The following is a 16,227-nucleotide window of genomic DNA, read 5'->3' as shown; positions in this document are numbered from 1 at the left end:
TGTCCCTCACGGGGTGCCGAACACTCGATGCAGCACAGGAGGTGTGGCAGACCTCAACGCACTTCGGTCGCTCGCTTAGCGATCATGGCTTGCTGTTACACGCGGTCACAGCATCGGTGGTGAATGACATTGCAAGCCGACGGAGATTTACCGGATCACTGCAGACCGCAAGGCGGGACTGAAGGCATGGAATGGCACGCGAGCGCTGCTCAGGGTGGCGCCCGGCCGGGTGCATGGAGCTAGTCGCCTGCGCCTGCGGCGGCGATCGCATGTGACAGGTCGTTGTATTCCTCGCACTGGACACCACAGCGCCGGGCGATCTCGCGAAGTTCCAGTTCCGCCAAATCCACCCGACCGGCAGCCACATAGCCTTCGCCCAGATATTCTCGTGCGAGCACGAAGTCGGGATCAATGGCGAGGGCTTTCCGATAGTAGGTGATGCCGATCTCGAGCCGGCCGGCCTTGCGGTTCGAATAGCCCATATAGTTCAGAACGTGCGGATCGTTCTTGTCCTGAACCGCTTCGAGCACGACAAGTGCCCAGTCGTAGTGGCCTTGCCTTGCGAGTTCCCGCCCTTGTTCGTACAGCTGCTCGTCGGGCAGCACGCCCGATTGCGCGCGGACGCATTTTTTCTTCTTCTTGCTCCAGACTTCTCCCTTCTTGCAGTGATAGTCAGTTGGCGAATTTCCTCCTCCGCCACTGCCACCGGAGCCTCCCCCGGAGTTTCCTCCGCCGCCCCCCGAACCTCCGCCACCACCGGCCGCCAGAGCAGAACCGGAAATGGAGATCGCCAATGCAGACGCGGCGACAAGACTGACGAGGCCATGAGTCCTGGACATGCTGTTTCCTCCTCCGTGCGGCGCAGCGCGCGCGATGCGTCGTCTGCCGTGCCGCGGCTGTTCGATAGTGATGACGGCAAAGCCTGCGGCCTCATCCCCTTTCAGGCAGGCAATCACCGCTTCGTGATCGCTGGCGGGGCCGGTAGCCTTCACCGGAAGGCTCAGATGAGCTGCTCGTAAGCCGAGACGGCAATCGCATGGAGCGAATCCCTCGAGATGTCACCAACCACCGCGCAGCCAAACTCCTCATCCAGCCACCAGAACACACGGGAGCCGTTCTCCTGCACGAAGCGGAATGCCGTCTCGCGCCCCGCCGACTCCCTCGTGACGTAGACAGTAATGCGGATGCCTTCGCTGTTCTCGTACATCATGAGGGCGGCGACACCGCTCCTCTCCGGCACGATGCGACCGCCCAGGAAGCGAAAGCCGAATGCGGCAAGATCGGGCACCGAGACGGGATGGCCGAGCCTCTTCGAGAACCAGGTGACGAGATGGGCCTTCTCAGTCGCGGGGACTTCGACAGGGTGTGCGACCTCGGCAACATAGGCCGCGTGGGCGCGAAGTGCTTCCTGCGGCAATGTCGCGGCGGTGGAGGCAGGTCCGAGATGGAGGGCGCCCGCCCATCCGGCCAGACCTCCGACGGCAAGGAACAGGAGAGCGGCGGCGATCTGCCGCCACTCCACTTTCCCAGAGTGCCGCGTGGCGGCCGCGACGATGAGTGCGGCGTGCCTTCCGGGAACAGGTTGCTCGGCGACCGGCCCATAGAGCGTGCGAAGCAGCATGTCCTGCCGAATCCACTCCGCCTCCCGTTCGGCCAGCGCGGGATCATCGGCCATGAGAGCCAAAAGTTCGGCTCGCGCGGGTCGTTCGCCATGCCTGAGGGCGAGATGCGATTCCTCATCGATGGGTAAGCGGGTGGTCATCGTTGTACGTCCTTGCTGCGCCCACTCCGGGGGGTTCCATGACCCGTCATCTCGCGCAGGGCGGCACGGGCCCGAGCGATCCGGGAGGCGAGCGTGCCTTCGGGAAGATCGAGCACGGAGGCAGCTTCCGCAAGGCTAAAGCCTTCGAGGGCGATGAGGAGCAAGGCGGCGCGCTGGTCTACAGGAAGCCGGCCCATCGCCTCGTGAACGTCGCGCAAATCCATGTGAGCGTCCTGGCTGGCGGGGCGGGATGGAAGCGCTACCGTATCCAACGGTACGACGTGAGGTCTCTGGACGACAAGGCGCTGGGTGTCCCGATAACGGTTGAGCAGGATTCGGAACAGCCAGGCCCGCACCGGGCCATCGCCGCGCCACGTGACATGGCGGGCGAGGGCCCGCTCGAGGCAGTCCTGGACGAGATCATCCGCGGCCTCGCGGTCACGCGTGAGGGCGTGCGAGTAGCGCCGCAATGCGGGAATCGCAGCTTCGATCTCCTCCAGGACCGTCATCTGGGCATGCTAGTCCCGAGGCTTGGCCACGTGCCAGACGTCATTCACCCCATCACCGGTCACATCGCCTGGCTTGGTGTCCTTGATCCAGAGGTAGAGCGGCTTCCCGTAATAGGTCCACTGCATCGTACCGTCGGTGCGCTTTGCCAGCCCGAAGTCGTCTTCGGGCTTGTCGCCTTCGCCCGCAAGGAGCGGCGGCCAGTTCAAAGCGCATTTGTCATAGCAGGCTGATTGCCCGTCTGAATCCTTGTCGAAGACGTAGAGTGTCATCCCCTTCGAGTCTGTCAGGATCGGGCCGGATGCGCTCTCAGCTGTCTTGACCGGCACCTCCGCAAGAGCCCCGAAGGCGCTCATGGCAAGGACTGCGAAGCTCACTGCAAGCCGATCGATCATTTTCATGACGTTCTCCATCGGACGGGGTCCGAACAAGGCGCCGCCCCTGGAGAGAATGACGGTTGACCCTGAGAAATTATCCGGCGACTCAGAACACTTAGCGAGTTGACGAAGTTTTCCCTTGCACAGAAAGCGGTGCCGGGAGATAGTTAGCCACATGGCTAAGCATGATCTCGGTCTCTCGCTGATCTTCCACGCGCTCGCTGATCCGACCCGCCGGCTGATCCTGGCCAGGCTCGCCGAAGCACCAGCGCCGATCTCGGAGCTCGCGAGGCCTACAGGGCTGCAACTGCCGACGGTGATGCGACATCTCTCCGTGCTGGAGGAGGCAGGGTTGATCACCTCTTCCAAGGACGGGCGGATTCGCACCTGCGCCATCAAGCCGGAGGCTCTCACCCCGGTGCAGTCGTGGCTCGATGAACAGAGGGCGGCCTGGGAAGCCCGGCTCGACCGCCTGGATGCATTCGTCATGCAGAAGATGAAGGAAGGTGGAGAATGAGACAGGATGTCAGTTCCAGCCCTGCAGCCCCTGGGGTGCCTGACGACAGGAAGAACCGCTTCGCGACGCTCACCTTCGAGCGGGATGTGGCTGCCCCGGCCTTGGCACTCTGGGAGGCATGGACAGCCCCGGCCGCGCGGGCCATCTGGGCCTCGCCCTCGCCTTCCGTCACGGTGGAGTTCCTCGAGGCCGACACCAGAATCGGTGGACGCGAGATCTCCCTCTGCAAGGTGGCCGGCCAGCCGGACATACGCTGCGAGTGCGGCTGGCTGGAGTTGCAGCCGCCCCTGCGCAGCGTGAACTACGAAGTGATCTCTTCAGACGGCGTGCATAAATCTGCCGCGCTGGTGACGGCAGATATCTCCGGAACGGGCGAACGCTGCCGGCTAATGGTGACGGTGCAGCTTTCCACCCCGGCTGGAGACATGGAGACAGGCTACCGGCAAGGCTTCGGCGCCGGCCTGGGCAATCTCGCGGGCGTGGCCGAGCGCACCATGGTGCTGCAGCGCGTGATCTATGCGGCGCGGTCCCGAGTGTGGAACGCGTGGATGAACTCCCGGACGCTGCCGCAATGGTGGGGGCCGGAAGGCTTTTCCTGCCGCACGAAGAGGATCGATCTGCGAGAGGGTGGCGAATGGGTTTTCGACATGATCGCGCCCGACGGCACCGTTTACCCCAACCACCATGTCTACAAGGAGGTCAGACACGAGGAGAGGATCGGCTACGCGCTGCACTGGGGCGAGAACGGTCCGAAACATGCCGACGCGTGGGCGTCCTTCGAGGAGCAGGATGGAGCCACAATGGTTACCCTCGGCATGGTATTCAGCACCGCCGCCGAGTTCCAGGAAGCGAAGGGTTTCGGCGCCGTGGAACTCGGACTGCAAACTCTCGGCAAGCTGGAGCGCTTCATCTCCTCGCGCTGAAAGGTTGAAAGATCCCGGACACTCGCCCGAATTTCAGCGCCATTCATTGTGACGTGCAATGCCAGCCATGCCGGGTCACATCATGTCGACTGGCCGCGAAGCCGTCCGTGTGGTAAGCTCAAGCTTCGTCAGCGGGAGAGAAACCCCATGTCGACGCTACGTGTTTCTCCTCGAAAGGCATCGCTGTGCCCTGTATGGCACGTCGCAGTGGAGCTGACCGAGCGTGACTCCGTCAAGGTCCGCAATGCCGTCGTCGAAGTGGCGGGTCTCTGTTACGGGAACTATGACGGGGTTTGCTTCGAGACGGCTGCCGGAATCCAGTATTTCCGTCCACTGAGCGGTTCACAGGGTGGCGAACAGGCCGAGACAGTGGGCTTGCCGGTCCGCGTGCTCACCTTCTCAATTCCACGCGACGAAGAGCTGCTGTCAAAGGTCATAGACGCGATCGTCGATGTCCACAGCTATGAGGAACCGGTGATCCACATCAGCGAAGCCATGGCTACGCGGGCCGCCACGGAAGCAGGAAAGGACAATCCGAACAGGTGGTGGAACCGGGGTTTCGCTCACTACACTGAACTGGGCCGCCCCGGCGACAGAGAGAAGCCATGATCCCCGCATTGCCGATCACCGGAGGATGTCTCTGCGGCGCCATCCGCTATCAGGCAGCAGAGCCGCCGTCCGGCGGCTATTTCTGTCATTGCACGATGTGCCAGAAGAGCTACGGCGGCTTGTTCATGACGTCGCTGAAGTTCGCTTCAACCGCGTTCGCAACGGTCCGCGGCGACGTCACCTACTACCGCTCGAGCAGAATCGCAGAGCGCGGTTTCTGCATCAATTGCGGATCGCCTCTGGTCTTCAGGTACGACAACGTCGAGAACGTTTGGGTGTCGCTGGGCTCGTTGGATAGGCCTTTCGACTGGCCGCTCACGGCCGAGGCCGCATGGGGCGAGGTCAAGCACGTCTGCATCGAGTCGAAGGTGCCATGGTATTCCATAGCGGACGGCCTGGATCAGCGACCCCTCGAACAGATGGTTTCACGCAACGCTGCCCTCGGCGTATGCGGAAGATCCGCAATCTCTTCATCACCAGAGGACGCGCGATCGACAGCCGCTCCATTCGGCGCACGCCACCCAGAGAGGACATCACGATGAATAGACGGATACACCCGTTTGCCGTTTCCCTGGCCGTGATGCTGCCGGCCACAGCGCATGCCCAGGATCGCTATGGATATGGTCCCCACATGATGTGGGGGGATGGAGGTTGGTCTATGTTCTTCTTCGGGCCGCTCTTCATGATTCTCGTGATCGCCGCCGTTGTGGCAGCGGTCGTCTTCCTTGTGCGTGCGCTCGGAGGCTCCTCCGGGCATTTCTTACCCCGGCAATCCGGCCGCGCGATCGAAATCCTCAAGGAGAGATATGCGCGTGGCGAGATCGATACGGCAGAGTTCGAGGAACGCCGGAAAACCTTGGGCGAGTGACGTGCAGCGGCATGGCAGGCGAGTGGGGAACCACCCTGTCCGTTTCCTCTTCGTGTCCTCCGGGCCGGCCACACCAGAGGAGTGCCTGTTCCAGTTCGCGCCGCAATTCGCGGTGCGCTCCCGGAGCGCGCTGAAGAGATTCTTGCGGCACCTGATCCTGGGAGGCTGATGTGTTCGAGCGGAAGCCTGATCGGTGGCCGGGAGAAAATCGCGGAGCAGTCACGATCGCCCCCGTTCAGTCAGAGGCGCTCACCGGTTGCGGCGTCGAAAAGATGACAACGGGAAACGTCGAAGGCGAGGCCGATGGGGGTGCCGAGTTCCTGGCGGAAGCTCCGGGGACCCTTGGCGACGACCATCTGCTCGCCCGCCATCACGGAGACGAGTGTCTGGTCTCCCGTGGGCTCGAGCGAATAGAGGGTGGAGGCGAGATGGACACCCGCCCCGACCGCCAGCGTGATGTCTTCCGGCCTGACGCCGAGGATCACATGTCTGCGTGTTCCATCCCCAAGGCCCTCGACGCGCGTTGCAGCACCGAGAAAGACGCCGTTCTCCAGATCCCCCCGGATCAGGTTCATCGGTGGAGAACCGATGAATCCCGCGACGAAGACATTGGCCGGGTTGTTGTAAACCTCATCCGGCGTTCCCAACTGCTGGATCTGGCCCTTGCTCATGATGGCGATCCGGTCGGCAAGCGTCATGGCCTCGATCTGGTCATGGGTGACATAGACCGTGGTCGTCTCGAGCCGGCGCTGGATGTGTTTCAGCTGTGCGCGCATGGAGAGCCGGAGCTTGGCGTCGAGGTTGGAGAGCGGCTCATCCATGAGGAAGACGCGGGGGTGGCGAACCACGGCGCGGGCGAGCGCCGCGCGCTGGCGCTGGCCGCCGGAGAGCGCTCGCGGCTTGCGGTCCAGGAGGTCGCCGAGTTCGACGATCGCAGCGGCCTCCCGCACCAGCGCATCATGCCTCTCCCTGGGCACGCCACGCATGCGGAGTGGAAAGCGGATATTCTCGTAGATCGTCATGTTGGGATAGAGCGCGTAACTCTGGAACACCATGGCGACGTCGCGGTCGCGCGCGTCGACGCCGTTCACGCGTTCCCCGTCGATGAGGATCTCGCCGCCCGTCGGGTCTTCGAGGCCGGCAATCATACGCATGGTCGTGGTCTTGCCGCAGCCGGAGGGCCCGAGAAAGACCATGAACTCCTTGTCACGGATTTCGAGATCGATCGAGTCCACCCCGACCACGGGACCCCAGGCCTTGCGGATCTTGTTGAGGCTGATCGATGCCATGCGCTTGCCCTCTCCCTCTGCTCCGGTTGGCGCTGGCGCTCAGTCGCGTCCGGCATGTTTTCCGGATCAGTTCCATAAAACTGAAACAATTGCAAGGTACGAATGCATATGTGTCGCATTGCGCGCGGGAATTCGCCGGAATCTTGGGAGAGAACCGCCATACGAGTTGTGTTTTGCAACTGCTAAGCACTTTCGCAGATGCGAGATAACACGTTTTGCGGAATGCAGTACTTATTGACATGGATTTGGACAAAAGTATCTTAATGGAGCTTCAAGATTGGGAGTCCGCAAATGGCGGCATTTGACGTTTCGCGGGACGGGCGGCGCATCGGCGCGGTGACGGGCCTTGCCGCAGATCTTGCGCGCAGGCTCGAGGCGAAGGCGCGACCGATCCGCATCGGGCTGATCGGTTCGGGCGAAATGGGCACCGACATCGTCACCCAGTGCCAGCAGATGACCGGCATCACGGTGGCCGCGATCGCGGAGATCAACATCGGAGCGGCGAAGAAGGCCCTTGCGATCGCCGGATGCCCGGCGGAAAATCAGGCCATGGTCGGCACCGCCACTGCCTTTGCGACGGCGCTGGAGGGTGGCAAGACCGTCGTCACGCAGGATGCGGAGCTCGTCTGCACCGGCGATCACATCGACGTGGTGATCGACGCCACGGGAAAGCCCGCCGTGGGTGCGGAGATCGGGCTCACCGCCATGGAGCATGGCAAGCATCTCGTTATGATGAACGTCGAGGCGGACGTGACCATCGGCGCCTATCTGGCGCGCGAGGCGAAGCGGCTCGGCGTCGTCTACACGCTGGGGGCGGGAGACGAGCCCTCCTCCACCATGGAGCTCGTCAATTTCGTCACCGGCCTCGGTTATCCGATCGTCGCCGCCGGAAAGGGCAAGAACAACCCGCTCAACATCGACGCCACACCCGACCTCTACATGGAGGAGGCGAAGCGGCGGAACATGAACCCGCGGATGCTTGTGGAGTTCGTGGACGGTTCGAAGACCATGGTGGAAATGGCGGCAATCGCCAATGCCACCGGCCTCATTCCGGACCGCCCCGGCATGCACGGGCCGGCCGCAACACTCACCGATCTGGAGAAAGTGTTGTGCCCCAGGCAAGACGGAGGCGTCCTTTCGCGGAAGGGCGTCGTCGACTATTCGATCGGCAAGGGCGTGGCCCCGGGCGTGTTCGTGATCGCCGAAATGTCTCACCCGCGGGTGCGAGAACGCATGCATGACCTGAAGCTGGGCACCGGACCCTATTACACCTTCTACCGCCCCTATCACCTGACGAGCCTCGAAGTGCCCCTCTCCTGCGCGCGCGCGGTTCTCTATGGAAGTGCCGACATGCAACCGCTCGACGTGCCAAGCGCGGAAGTCTGCGCCGTGGCCAAGAAGGACCTGGCCCCCGGCGAGCACCTCGACGCCATCGGTGAATACACATACCGCGCCTGGATCATGACGCGGGAAGATGCCGCTGCCGCCAATGCCGTTCCCTGTGGGCTTCTTGAAGGCGGGACGGTGACAAAGCCGATACGAAAGGGAGAACTCCTCACCTACGTAAATTCCTCCGTTGACGGAGCATCCAGAATCGTGGCTCTTCGCAAGCGCCAGGACGACATGTTGACGGGAACAGCGGCATGAAAGCCGAGGCCTCCGTTACGCCGAACGCCCGGCCCTTCTACCGGAGGTACAGTGCGGCCGAGCTCAAGGAGGCGCTGCGCCGGATGTATCTGATCCGGCGTTTCGAGGAGGGGGCGGAGGAAGCCTACATGCGTGGCCTGATTCACGGCACAATGCACCTGTCGATCGGGCAGGAGGCTTCCGCCGTGGGTGCAACGATGGGCCTCAGGAGGAGCGACTACATCACCTCCACCCACCGCGGTCACGGACACTGCATCGGCAAGGGCGCAGACCCAAAGCTGATGTTTGCGGAATTCTTCGGCAAGGAGGAGGGCTATTGCCGGGGACGCGGCGGCTCCATGCACATCGCTGACGTCGCAACCGGCAATCTCGGCGCCAATGGCATCGTTGGCGGTGGGCTGCCCATCGCAGTGGGTGCGGCGCTCGCCATCAGGAAGCAGAGGCGCGACGACGCCGTCATGTGTTTCTTCGGAGATGGCGCCACGAATGAGGGCGCATTCCACGAGGCACTCAACATGGCTTCGGTGTGGAAGCTGCCGGTGGTTTTCGTCTGCGAGAACAACAAGTATGGCATGTCTGTTTCAACCGAACGCTCGATGGCGGTGAAGAACGTGGCTGACCGCGCCGCCGCCTATGCCATGCCGGGCGTGACCCTGGACGGCAATTCCATCGCCGACGTCGAGGAGGCGATCGCCACGGCCGTCGGGCGTGCGCGCGCCGGTGATGGTCCCACCCTCGTCGAATGCAAGACCTACCGCACGCGCGGGCACTCGCGCTCCGACCGAAACCGCTACCGGACCAAGGAAGAGATCGAGGAGTGGAAGGCGCGAGACCCGATCCCGCGCTTCGAGAGCGAGCTCCTGTCACATGGGCTCGTGAGCGAGGCCGACGTCGCCGCAATCCGCGAGGCCGCGGAGGCCGAGATCGCGGCGGGAATCGAGTTCGCTCGCAACGGCACCGACCCCGACCCCGCGGAGGTGACCCGCGACGTCTACTCCCCAGAGGCCTCCCGATGAGCGCGCGCGAACTGACCTATGCTCAGGCGATCCAGGAAGCTCTCGCTCAGGCGATGGATGCGGACCCCAGCGTGTTCCTGATGGGCGAGGACATCGGCGTCTATGGCGGCGCCTTCCAGGTGACGGGCGATCTCGTGCATCGCTATGGCGAAGACCGGGTGATGGACGCGCCGATCTCTGAGCTCGGACAGGCGGGCGTGGCAGTGGGCGCGGCGCTCGCCGGGTGCAGGCCGGTGCTGGAATTCCAGTTCTCGGATTTCGCGACCCTCGCCATGGAGCAGATCGTAAACCAGGCGGCGAAGCTGCGCTTCATGCTGGGCGGCAAGGTGAACGTGCCGCTCGTCATGCGCTTTCCTGCAGGCTCCGGCACGGGGGCCGCGGCACAGCATTCGCAGTCTCTCGATGCCTGGCTGGCGCACGTGCCCGGCCTCAAGGTGGTGCAGCCCGCGACACCTGCCGACGCGAAGGGAATGCTGCTCGCCGCCATCGACGATCCCGATCCTGTGATGGTGTTCGAGCACAAGCTTCTCTACAAGATGAAGGGCGAGGTGCCGGAGGAGCCCTATCGCGTGGCCATCGGCAAGGCACATGTGGCGCGCCAGGGCCGGGACGCGACGGTGGTCGCCACATCGATCATGGTTCACAAGTCGCTCGAAGCGGCGGAGGAACTGGCCGGCGAGGGGATTGACGTCGAGGTGATCGACCTCCGCACGCTTCGGCCGATGGACACGCAGACGATCATCGACAGCGTGAAAAAGACCACACGGCTCGCCTGCGTCTACGAGGGCGTGAAGACGTTAGGAATCGGGGCGGAGATCAGCGCGCGGATCGCCGAGAGCGAAGCCTTCGACTATCTCGATGCGCCGATCCTGAGGTTCGGCGGGGCCGAGGCGCCCATACCCTACAATCCGGCACTCGAGAAGGCAGCGGTGCCGCAGGTGCAGGGCATCACCGAGGGACTGCGCCAACTCGTCAGAGGGCGGATCTGAGATGGCGGTCGAGGTCATCCTCCCGCGCGTCGACATGGACATGGCGACGGGGAGGATCAGCAAGTGGCACGCCAGGGATGGAGAGAGGGTGAGCAAGGGTGCTGCCCTGTTCGAGATCGAGACCGACAAGGCGGCGATGGAGATCGATGCCCCGGCCGACGGAATCCTGCGCAACATCCTGGTTGCCGAGGGCGGCACGGCGCCGGTGGGTTCGGCCGTGGCCTATATCTATGCCGAGGGCGAGGCGGTGACGGTTCCGGCCGCAGCACCGTCGCCTCCGGCTGCGAGCGCACCTGTTCCGGCACCGGCACCAGCCCCGGCGCGCGCGGCCGCCGGTGAAGCAACGGCGGGCGAAATCCCGCGCGCCACGCCGCTCGCCCGGCGGCTGGCGAGGGAGGCGGGGCTTTCACTTGCCGATATCGAGGGAACCGGCCCGCGCGGCCGGGTGATGGCGGCGGACGTGCGCAGCGCCGGCGAGGCGAAGCCTGCACCGGCCGCTGCATCGCCTGCGCCTTCGGGCGATTCCGTGCAGAAGCTCTATTCGCCCGGAAGCTTCGACGTGGTGCCGGTGGACGGAATGCGCCGCACCATCGCCGCGCGGCTCACCGAATCCAAGCAGACGGTGCCGCATTTCTATCTGTCCGTCACCTGCACGATCGACCGGCTCAAGCAATCGCGCGAACGGCTCAACGCAGCGGCCCCCAAGGGGCCGGACGGAACGCCTGCCTGGAAGCTCTCGATCAACGACTTCATCATCAAGGCCATGGGGCTGGCGCTCCAGAGGGTGCCCGCTGCCAACGTCACCTGGGCCGGGGAAACGGTCCTGCAACACAGGTCGAGCGACGTAGGCGTGGCGGTGGCGGTTGACGGCGGGCTGTTCACGCCGGTGATCCGCAGCGTGGAGACCAAGACGCTTGCGGCGGTCTCCGCCGAAATGAAGGAGCTTGCCGTCAAGGCGCGGGCGCGGAAGCTCGCGCCCCCGGAATACCAGGGCGGCAGCGCGGCGATCTCCAATCTCGGCATGTATGGTATCGAGCAGTTCACCGCCATCATCAACCCGCCGCAGGCGACGATCCTCGCAGTGGGAGCCGCCGTCGAGCGCTTCGTGCCCGTGAACGGCCAGCCGGTGCTCGCCACGCAGATGATCTGCACCCTTTCCTGCGACCACCGGGCGGTGGACGGCGCGGTCGGTGCCGAGTTGCTGCGGGCCTTCAAGAGCCTTATTGAAGAACCGCTGCTGATGCTGGCCTGAAGACCGGCACGGCCTATCTGGGAGGATCTCCGTGCCGCGCTACGATTATGTTTCAATGGGTTTCTATACCTATGACTGCCTCGGCTGGCCCTTCACCGAAGTGCCGCCCGGCGGGGGCACTTTGTTCATCGACGAGCTGACGCTTGCCGTTTCGGGGGCGGGCGGAACGGCCGCCATCGCCGCCGCCAAGATGGGGCTGAAGACCCTTGCCGTCGCGGGTGTGGGCGAAGACCTCATGGGCGACTGGGTGCTGGAACGGCTCCGCCATTTCGGGGTGGACACATGGGGCGTGCAGCGCGCGCCTGGTTGGAAGACATCCTCCTCCATCGTGCTGACGCGCGCCGACGGCTCACGCCCGGCATTGCACCGCAAGGGTGCCACGGCGGACTTTTTCGTCACCGCGGAGATGATCCCGCGCGCCGTCGATACCAAGGTGTTCCATGCCGGTGGCGTGGGGCTGATGGAAGCGATGGACAAGGGCCAGAGTGCGGTGGTGATGAAGGCCGCCAAGGCGGGCGGCGCGACGACGACCGTGGACGTTTTCGCCGGTTCACCGAAGGACCTCCCGGCCATCGCGCAGGTGCTTCCCTATACGGATTACTTCATGCCGTCGATCGAGGAGGCGCAGGCGCTGTGCGGCCTTTCCGAGCATGGCGATACGGCGAAATTCTTCCTCGACATGGGCGTGAAGTCCTGCGTGCTGACGCTGGGCGGGGAGGGCGCATACTACCATGATGCTGCGGGCGTGAAGTTCCGCATTCCGGCCTTCGACGTCGCGGTGAAATGCACCTGTGGCTGCGGCGACGCCTTCGATGCTGGCTTCGCGGTGGCGCTGGTTCATGGTTTTGATGCGGAGACCTGCGTGCGCTTCGCGCAGGCCACCTCGGCCCTCAACGCCACCGGGCTCGGCTCACAGGCGGGGGTGAGGGATTTCGAGCACACGCTTCACTTCATGAAGACGACGAAGATGAAGAGGTGAAGTCTGCGCAAGTCCCTCCCCCTCGGGAAGATGAGAGAGGAAAGCAGTTTCACCCCTTTACAGCGCCCATGGTGAGCCCCCGTGACAGGTGGTTCTGGATGAGGATCACCAGCAGAAGTGCCGGGAAGAAGGCGAGGAAGGCAACGAGCGCAATGGCATTGTAGATGATGCCGTCCGAGCCACCCGAGAAATTGGCAAGCGCAACAGAGAGCGGGTATGCGTTCTTGGTGGCGATGATGAGTGTGAAGAGGTACTCGTTCATCGCGAAGATGGCGGCGATCACCGCCGCGGTGATGATGCCCGGCAGGCACATGGGAATGATGATCGACCACAGGATCCGGAGGTCGGAGGCGCCGTCCGTCCTCGCCGCGTCCTCGATCTCGTGCGGGATGTCGATCATGTACGACCGGATGATCCACACCACGATCGAGAGGTTCATCGCCGCGTAGACCAGCATTAGGGCCCAGACCGTGTCGAGAAGGCCGAGCGCGCGGAACAGGAAGAAGATGGGAATGGCCACGGCGGCAGGCGCCATCATCTTGGTCGACAGGATGTAGAAACCGATGTCCTCACGGCCGCGATAGTGATAGCGCGCCAGGGAGTAGGCGGCAGGGATGCCGAGCACGAGGCAGATGACGACGCTGCCCGTGACCGCGATCACCGAATTCATGAAATAGGTCATGATCGGCCATTCGGCCCAGATCTTGGCCCAGGTCTCGATCGAGATCGTCGGGACATAGATCGGTTGCGGCGCAATGATCTCGTTTCTCGGGCGGAGCGCGATGGTGGCGAAGAAAACGATGGGCGCGAGGCAAAACAAGCCCCACGCGGTGAGAATGAGGGCGCGACCCGCGGAGAGCTTCGCTCTGTCCGACATCAGTCCCTCCCTGACCTGAAGAAGCGGCGGACGAAGAGCTGCGCCAGAACGATCGTCATGATGAGCACGAGGACCGAGGCCGCCGAGGCATAGCCGAACTCGAAGCTCTTGAAGCCGGTGCGGTAGATGAAATAGCTGACCGTCTCGGTATCACCGGCCGGCGCGCCCTGGGTGATGATGTGGGGCGAGGCAAACATGGTGAGGATGTCGATGCCGCGCAGCACGAGTGCGATGGCGATGACCGGCCGCATCATCGGGAGCGAGATCGAGAAGAAGACCTGGCGCCAGCGTGCGCCGTCGAGCCGTGCCGCCTCCTCGATCTCCTTGTCCTGACCCTGGAGAGCGGCCACGAAGATGATGAAGAGAAAGGGTACCCATTGCCAGACGTCGGTGACGATGAGGACGCCGCGCGCCGCCCAGGTGGATCCCATGAAGTCGATGTTCGACTCCGCGAGGCCCACACGCATCAACAGGTCGCTGATGACGCGGCCGTCATTGAACAGGAGCTTCCACAGGAAGGCCACGGCCGAAGGCATGAAGAGCATGGGCAGCAGGAAGAGGATGCGCCAACCCTTCACGAAGGGATCGCGATAGACGAGCGCTGCGAGACCGAGGGCGACGACGAATTCGAGCGCGAGCGTGATGCCGCCGATGAGCAGCGTGTTGGAGAGGCTGTGCCAGAAGGCATCATCCGCGAGCAGATCCGCATATTGCTCGAAGCCGACGTAGTTGAGCTGGAAGCGTCCGGCATAGAAGCTGCGCCAGAGCGCGAAGATGCCGGGATAGAGCGTGATGGCGAGCAGGTAAAGGACGGCCGGTGCCACCAGCAGATAAGGGAAGGCCTTGCGCCTCAGGGGGCTGCGGCGGCGCGCCGTTCGGTAGGTTGGGGCGGACAGGACGGCGTCGGTCATGGTGCTGCTCGGAAGACGTTGCCCCCTCCCCCGCCCAGAGGCGGGAGAGGAGGCCGGAGGATGACGAGACGAGATCAGAACGGCAGCGGCTTGCCCTTGCCCATCCACAGGCCGGGCTCGGTGGCCGCGAAGTTCATCGGGTCCTTGCCCTGGTAGAAGCCGTTCTTGGACATGATGTCCTTGACCTTCACCGCGGCTTCGTCAAGCGCCGCCTTGGGCTGCATCTCGCCCACCACGACCTTGTTGATCAGGAAGCCGATCTCCTGATCGATCTGGAAGCCCGAGGGCAGGCGCGGCGCGCACCAGGCGAAGTCGAGCTGTTCCGACCAGACCTTGGCAGGCTGCGAGACGGCGCGCAGCTTTTCGTTGGTCAGCACCGACTTGTAGCCCGGCGCCACGCCGTTGGCATTGGCTTCGTTGATGGCCATGATCGAGGCGGTGGTGAGATAGGCGAGCATGAGGAAGGCGGCCTCCGGCTCTGGCGAGGTGGCGGTGACGCAGGAGGTGGAGCCCGCAATGTTCGGCGGCGCGAAGGTTCCGCCTTCCACGCGGGGCTCGTAGATCGTCAACACATCGTCGCCGATCTTGGATTGATCGGCGCGGGTGGCCTGGGTGCCCGAGTCCTGCCAGGAGATGTTGCAGGCGATCTGGCCACCGAGCCAGGCGGCGCGGTTGGTCGGCCAGTCGGCCGCCGCAACGCCTTCAATGGCGTGCTTCGAGAGCGCCACGATGGTCTCGAGGCCCTTGACGCCGGCATCGCTGTTGAAGATCGGTTCCCAGTTCTCGTTGAAGAGCTGCAGACCATACTGCGCGGCAACATGCTGCCAGGTGTAAGTGGCCCAGAAGCCGCGGCCGCACATCATGCCGATGGCGTTGACGCCCTGCTCCGCCTTGTTGAGTTCCGGCGCGATGCGGATCATCTCGTCATAGGTCGGGATGGTCTTGATGCGGTCTGCGTCGATGCCGATCTTCTTGAAGATGGACGGACGGATGTGGACCATCTGGATGTCGCAGTCGAAGGGAATTCCGAGAATTCCCTTGTCCGCCCAGTGGCCATAGTTCTTCTGGTAGGTCTCGTAGAAATCGTCGAAGGGCAGGCCCCACTTGGAGACATACTCGTCGAGCGGCTTCAGGAAGCCCTGGGCCGCGAAGTCACCGAGCCAGGGCGAGAAGAACTGGATCGCATCGAAGCTGGCGTTGCCGGAGAGGAACTCGGCGACCACCTTGTCGTACATCGAATCGTCAGGGATCGCCACGAGCTCGATCTTGATGCCGGAGAGCTGCGCGAAGGGCTCGATCTGCTCCTGCGCCGATTCGCGGTCTGCCGCGCCGATGGCGAAACGCACCGTCTTGCCGGCATGCTCCTTGCGGATCGCCTCCCAGTCCACCGTGCGGATCCAGTCCTTCTTCGGATCCCACAGCTCGTCATTGTCGCCGAGCTTGTACTGGTCGCGGTACTCCTTCTTCACCATCGTGCCGACATTGATCTTGGCAAGCACGTCAGCGGGGTTGGGAAGGTTCTGCGAGTAGGCGCTGCGGACGTTGAACAGCGAGATGCCGCCCGTACCGGCAGCCAGAGCAGCGCCCGCAGCCGCAGTAGATTTCAGGAGCGAGCGGCGCGTGATCCCGCCCTTGTTCTTGATGAGCATGTCATTCCTCCATTGATGCGGCCTGTGTCGTCGTTCCCACGCCTCGCCTCAGGCC

Annotated in this window: 18 protein-coding genes; 10 read left to right on the top strand and 8 right to left on the bottom strand. The window is 63.7% G+C overall.

What is annotated here, in order from left to right; translation table 11 throughout:
• Positions 1 to 239: 239 nt before the first annotated feature.
• From ACK4HL_RS02680 to ACK4HL_RS02665, 4 genes are read right to left on the bottom strand one after another with little or no spacing between them, the layout of a single operon-like run.
• A complete protein-coding gene (locus ACK4HL_RS02680; protein ID WP_409756479.1) occupies positions 240 to 992 on the bottom strand; it encodes a tetratricopeptide repeat protein in 753 nt (250 codons plus the stop codon).
• Positions 993 to 1,000: 8 nt separating this feature from the next.
• Complete coding sequence (locus tag ACK4HL_RS02675) at positions 1,001 to 1,762, bottom strand: anti-sigma factor family protein (RefSeq protein ID WP_409756477.1); 762 nt, start codon at positions 1,760 to 1,762, stop codon at positions 1,001 to 1,003.
• Positions 1,759 to 2,271 carry a sigma-70 family RNA polymerase sigma factor gene (locus ACK4HL_RS02670; RefSeq protein ID WP_409756475.1) on the bottom strand — a complete coding sequence of 171 codons (513 nt, stop codon included), beginning with the start codon at positions 2,269 to 2,271 and terminating at the stop codon, positions 1,759 to 1,761. Before ACK4HL_RS02670 ends, ACK4HL_RS02675 begins: the two co-directional genes overlap by 4 nt.
• Before the next feature lie 9 nt (positions 2,272 to 2,280).
• Positions 2,281 to 2,670, bottom strand: a complete 390-nt coding sequence (locus ACK4HL_RS02665; protein ID WP_409756473.1) for a hypothetical protein — start codon at positions 2,668 to 2,670, stop codon at positions 2,281 to 2,283.
• Between the two features lie 151 nt (positions 2,671 to 2,821).
• Between ACK4HL_RS02665 and ACK4HL_RS02660 the strand changes: the two genes are divergently transcribed.
• From ACK4HL_RS02660 to ACK4HL_RS02640, 5 genes are all read left to right on the top strand, one after another.
• Positions 2,822 to 3,163 (top strand): ArsR/SmtB family transcription factor, encoded by a 342-nt coding sequence (locus tag ACK4HL_RS02660; protein WP_409756471.1) that lies wholly within the window; start codon positions 2,822 to 2,824, stop codon positions 3,161 to 3,163.
• The gene (locus ACK4HL_RS02655) at positions 3,160 to 4,086 is read left to right on the top strand and encodes an SRPBCC family protein (RefSeq protein ID WP_409756469.1); all 927 of its coding nucleotides are present in this window, start codon (positions 3,160 to 3,162) and stop codon (positions 4,084 to 4,086) included. Before ACK4HL_RS02660 ends, ACK4HL_RS02655 begins: the two co-directional genes overlap by 4 nt.
• Before the next feature lie 147 nt (positions 4,087 to 4,233).
• On the top strand, positions 4,234 to 4,695 hold the full coding sequence (locus tag ACK4HL_RS02650; protein ID WP_409756467.1) for a hypothetical protein: 462 nt from the start codon (positions 4,234 to 4,236) through the stop codon (positions 4,693 to 4,695).
• A complete protein-coding gene (locus ACK4HL_RS02645) occupies positions 4,692 to 5,237 on the top strand; it encodes a GFA family protein (protein WP_409756465.1) in 546 nt (181 codons plus the stop codon). Before ACK4HL_RS02650 ends, ACK4HL_RS02645 begins: the two co-directional genes overlap by 4 nt.
• Positions 5,234 to 5,563: an SHOCT domain-containing protein gene (locus tag ACK4HL_RS02640; protein WP_409756463.1), complete on the top strand. Its 330-nt coding sequence runs from the start codon at positions 5,234 to 5,236 to the stop codon at positions 5,561 to 5,563. The genes ACK4HL_RS02645 and ACK4HL_RS02640 overlap by 4 nt, the downstream gene beginning before the upstream one ends.
• Positions 5,564 to 5,802: 239 nt before the next feature.
• On the opposite strand, the gene ACK4HL_RS02635 is transcribed toward ACK4HL_RS02640, so the two are convergent.
• Positions 5,803 to 6,852: an ABC transporter ATP-binding protein gene (locus ACK4HL_RS02635; RefSeq protein ID WP_409756461.1), complete on the bottom strand. Its 1,050-nt coding sequence runs from the start codon at positions 6,850 to 6,852 to the stop codon at positions 5,803 to 5,805.
• Between the two features lie 291 nt (positions 6,853 to 7,143).
• Between ACK4HL_RS02635 and ACK4HL_RS02630 the strand changes: the two genes are divergently transcribed.
• The 5 genes from ACK4HL_RS02630 to ACK4HL_RS02610 are packed head-to-tail and all read left to right on the top strand — an operon-like array spanning position 7,144 to position 12,735.
• Positions 7,144 to 8,499 (top strand): NAD(P)H-dependent oxidoreductase, encoded by a 1,356-nt coding sequence (locus ACK4HL_RS02630; RefSeq protein WP_409756459.1) that lies wholly within the window; start codon positions 7,144 to 7,146, stop codon positions 8,497 to 8,499.
• Complete coding sequence (locus tag ACK4HL_RS02625) at positions 8,496 to 9,515, top strand: thiamine pyrophosphate-dependent dehydrogenase E1 component subunit alpha (protein ID WP_409756457.1); 1,020 nt, start codon at positions 8,496 to 8,498, stop codon at positions 9,513 to 9,515. Before ACK4HL_RS02630 ends, ACK4HL_RS02625 begins: the two co-directional genes overlap by 4 nt.
• A complete protein-coding gene (locus ACK4HL_RS02620; RefSeq protein ID WP_409756455.1) occupies positions 9,512 to 10,504 on the top strand; it encodes an alpha-ketoacid dehydrogenase subunit beta in 993 nt (330 codons plus the stop codon). The genes ACK4HL_RS02625 and ACK4HL_RS02620 overlap by 4 nt, the downstream gene beginning before the upstream one ends.
• A gap of 1 nt (position 10,505) precedes the next feature.
• Complete coding sequence (locus ACK4HL_RS02615; protein ID WP_409756453.1) at positions 10,506 to 11,756, top strand: dihydrolipoamide acetyltransferase family protein; 1,251 nt, start codon at positions 10,506 to 10,508, stop codon at positions 11,754 to 11,756.
• Between the two features lie 31 nt (positions 11,757 to 11,787).
• On the top strand, positions 11,788 to 12,735 hold the full coding sequence (locus tag ACK4HL_RS02610; RefSeq protein WP_409756451.1) for a carbohydrate kinase family protein: 948 nt from the start codon (positions 11,788 to 11,790) through the stop codon (positions 12,733 to 12,735).
• 49 nt (positions 12,736 to 12,784) lie between these two features.
• On the opposite strand, the gene ACK4HL_RS02605 is transcribed toward ACK4HL_RS02610, so the two are convergent.
• The 3 genes from ACK4HL_RS02605 to ACK4HL_RS02595 form a co-directional block, all read right to left on the bottom strand.
• On the bottom strand, positions 12,785 to 13,612 hold the full coding sequence (locus tag ACK4HL_RS02605; RefSeq protein WP_409756449.1) for a carbohydrate ABC transporter permease: 828 nt from the start codon (positions 13,610 to 13,612) through the stop codon (positions 12,785 to 12,787).
• Positions 13,612 to 14,523, bottom strand: a complete 912-nt coding sequence (locus ACK4HL_RS02600) for a carbohydrate ABC transporter permease (protein ID WP_409756447.1) — start codon at positions 14,521 to 14,523, stop codon at positions 13,612 to 13,614. Before ACK4HL_RS02600 ends, ACK4HL_RS02605 begins: the two co-directional genes overlap by 1 nt.
• 74 nt (positions 14,524 to 14,597) lie before the next feature.
• Complete coding sequence (locus ACK4HL_RS02595) at positions 14,598 to 16,172, bottom strand: ABC transporter substrate-binding protein (protein WP_409756445.1); 1,575 nt, start codon at positions 16,170 to 16,172, stop codon at positions 14,598 to 14,600.
• Positions 16,173 to 16,227 lie beyond the last annotated feature (55 nt).

The organism is Aestuariivirga sp. (genome assembly GCF_046294715.1).
Lineage (GTDB): Bacteria > Pseudomonadota > Alphaproteobacteria > Rhizobiales > Aestuariivirgaceae > Aestuariivirga.
This window is presented reverse-complemented; position numbering and strand designations above follow the sequence as displayed.

Coding starts and splice junctions, on each gene's coding strand:
- ACK4HL_RS02675 (WP_409756477.1), bottom strand. CDS start 1,762: ATGACCACCCGCTTACCCATCGATGAGGAATCGCATCTCGCCCTCAGG.
- ACK4HL_RS02670 (WP_409756475.1), bottom strand. CDS start 2,271: ATGACGGTCCTGGAGGAGATCGAAGCTGCGATTCCCGCATTGCGGCGC.
- ACK4HL_RS02665 (WP_409756473.1), bottom strand. CDS start 2,670: ATGAAAATGATCGATCGGCTTGCAGTGAGCTTCGCAGTCCTTGCCATG.
- ACK4HL_RS02660 (WP_409756471.1), top strand. CDS start 2,822: ATGGCTAAGCATGATCTCGGTCTCTCGCTGATCTTCCACGCGCTCGCT.
- ACK4HL_RS02655 (WP_409756469.1), top strand. CDS start 3,160: ATGAGACAGGATGTCAGTTCCAGCCCTGCAGCCCCTGGGGTGCCTGAC.
- ACK4HL_RS02650 (WP_409756467.1), top strand. CDS start 4,234: ATGTCGACGCTACGTGTTTCTCCTCGAAAGGCATCGCTGTGCCCTGTA.
- ACK4HL_RS02645 (WP_409756465.1), top strand. CDS start 4,692: ATGATCCCCGCATTGCCGATCACCGGAGGATGTCTCTGCGGCGCCATC.
- ACK4HL_RS02640 (WP_409756463.1), top strand. CDS start 5,234: ATGAATAGACGGATACACCCGTTTGCCGTTTCCCTGGCCGTGATGCTG.
- ACK4HL_RS02635 (WP_409756461.1), bottom strand. CDS start 6,852: ATGGCATCGATCAGCCTCAACAAGATCCGCAAGGCCTGGGGTCCCGTG.
- ACK4HL_RS02630 (WP_409756459.1), top strand. CDS start 7,144: ATGGCGGCATTTGACGTTTCGCGGGACGGGCGGCGCATCGGCGCGGTG.
- ACK4HL_RS02625 (WP_409756457.1), top strand. CDS start 8,496: ATGAAAGCCGAGGCCTCCGTTACGCCGAACGCCCGGCCCTTCTACCGG.
- ACK4HL_RS02620 (WP_409756455.1), top strand. CDS start 9,512: ATGAGCGCGCGCGAACTGACCTATGCTCAGGCGATCCAGGAAGCTCTC.
- ACK4HL_RS02615 (WP_409756453.1), top strand. CDS start 10,506: ATGGCGGTCGAGGTCATCCTCCCGCGCGTCGACATGGACATGGCGACG.
- ACK4HL_RS02605 (WP_409756449.1), bottom strand. CDS start 13,612: ATGTCGGACAGAGCGAAGCTCTCCGCGGGTCGCGCCCTCATTCTCACC.
- ACK4HL_RS02600 (WP_409756447.1), bottom strand. CDS start 14,523: ATGACCGACGCCGTCCTGTCCGCCCCAACCTACCGAACGGCGCGCCGC.
- ACK4HL_RS02595 (WP_409756445.1), bottom strand. CDS start 16,172: ATGCTCATCAAGAACAAGGGCGGGATCACGCGCCGCTCGCTCCTGAAA.